The following is a 1,745-nucleotide window of genomic DNA, read 5'->3' on the forward strand; positions in this document are numbered from 1 at the left end:
GTGCTGGCAAGCCGCTCTCGCGAGCCCGGCAAGAACGCTGCGCGGGTGCGATACCGGGCGCTCGCCAAGGGTCGTCGTGAGCAGAAATTCGAGGAGCTGAAAACCATCACGCTGGCGGGCGGTGGGTGGAGTGATTGCCCCTCCGATCCGCGCGCGCCCTTCCTCCCGGAACTGCGAGAAGGGTGGGGCGCATTCGCCCCGCTCGATGCGGTAATTGGCGATTGCGGTTCGGGCGTAATGCCGGGGCGCACATGGATCATCGCCCCGGATGAAGTGTCGCTGAAGCAGCGCTGGAAGCGGCTCGTTGAAGAGCCGAAGGCGGATAAGCGCGCAATGCTTTTCCAGCCCCATATGCGCGACGGCAAACCCGGCGACAGGCATATCGGCAAGTCCGGAAAGGCGCTTTGGTGGCCTCAGCGCGAGGTGCTCACTGCTGTCGAAGATGCACCAAAGCAGGTTGACCACGAGGACCAGAAACTACGGCTTTTGGCGCGTCGCGCTCTCGCTGGGGAGGCTCCGGTTCGATACGGTTTCCGGTCGTTCGACCGGCAGTATATCCTGCCCGATGCGCGGGTTATCAATCAGCCGAATCCGGGCCTCTGGGACAACTACAGCGAGCAGCAGATTCTCCTGACTGCTCCGATGGATCGCACACCCAAGAATGGGCCGGGTTTGTCGGCTGTTGCTGCAATCCCCGATCTGCACCACTACGCTGGACGAGGCGGTCGCGTTTTCGCCCTCTGGAGGAACGCCGCCGCGACCGAATCCAACATCTCCCCCGCCGTCATCGCGCTGCTTTCCAAGGCATTCGGCGCGCCGGTCGATCCGGTTGATATCTTCGCCTATGTCGCGGCGCTGCTTGCCCATCCGGCCTACACCGCCAGCTTTGCCGAAGACCTTGTCCGCCCCGGTCTGCGCGTGCCGCTGACTGCCGATGCGGCGCTGTTCGCTGAAGCCGCAAAGCTGGGCCGCGAGGTGATCCGGCTGCACACCTTCGGGGAACGCTTCGCCACCGAAGATCCACCCCGTCCCCCACGAGTTGGCGAAGGCGGCCCGACCCAGCCCAAGGACGGCGCAATCCCCTCCACGCCCGAGGGTTTTCCCGACACGCTCGAATACGATGCCGCTAAGCGCCGACTGCTCGTCGGCACCGGCTTCATCGACAATGTTCCGCCCGCCGTCTGGGCCTATGAAGTGTCGGGCAAGCAGGTGCTGCGCCAGTGGTTCAGCTACCGCCGCAAGAACCGCGAACGCCCCCTGATCGGCGACAAGCGCCCCCCTTCTCCGCTGGGCGATATCCAGCCCGATCGGTGGCTGCCCGAATACACCAGCGAGCTCATCAACGTGCTCAATGTCCTGGCGCTGCTGGTCGAGCTGGAACCAAAGCAGGCGGACCTTCTGAAGCGTGTCTGCGATGGCCCCCTGATCCCCGCCAGCAAGCTGACGGCGTGAACCCGCCCGTCATGGCTGACTGCGTGTGTTCGGGTCCCGAATCCGGAGGCGAAATCCAGCTCCCGATGCGCGGTAGGGACTTCGCGAAATCAATGCGGCGAGCATACCTGCCAGTGATGGCTATTTGGTCCCCATTCCGGAACAAACCGAGATTCCGGCCACGGCATCACAGCAATCTCACGGCCGCATGGCCCCGCTTTTCCCCACTGGAAGCGCGAAAAATCATGCACTTCCAAAAGCCGCTACAATTTCAGGATCACGGCCAAAGTCCCTCTTGACGAAAGCACACCCTA

1 protein-coding gene is annotated in these 1,745 nt (G+C 63.4%); it reads left to right on the top strand.

Features of this window, described 5'->3' with window-relative positions; genetic code table 11:
- On the top strand, nucleotides 1-1,452 hold a 1,452-nt coding region (locus C0456_RS20425; protein WP_291056508.1), incomplete at its 5' end, for a type ISP restriction/modification enzyme.
- Between the last annotated feature and the right edge of the window lie 293 nt (nucleotides 1,453-1,745).

This window comes from Hyphomonas sp., assembly GCF_013823385.1.
Lineage (GTDB): Bacteria > Pseudomonadota > Alphaproteobacteria > Caulobacterales > Hyphomonadaceae > Hyphomonas.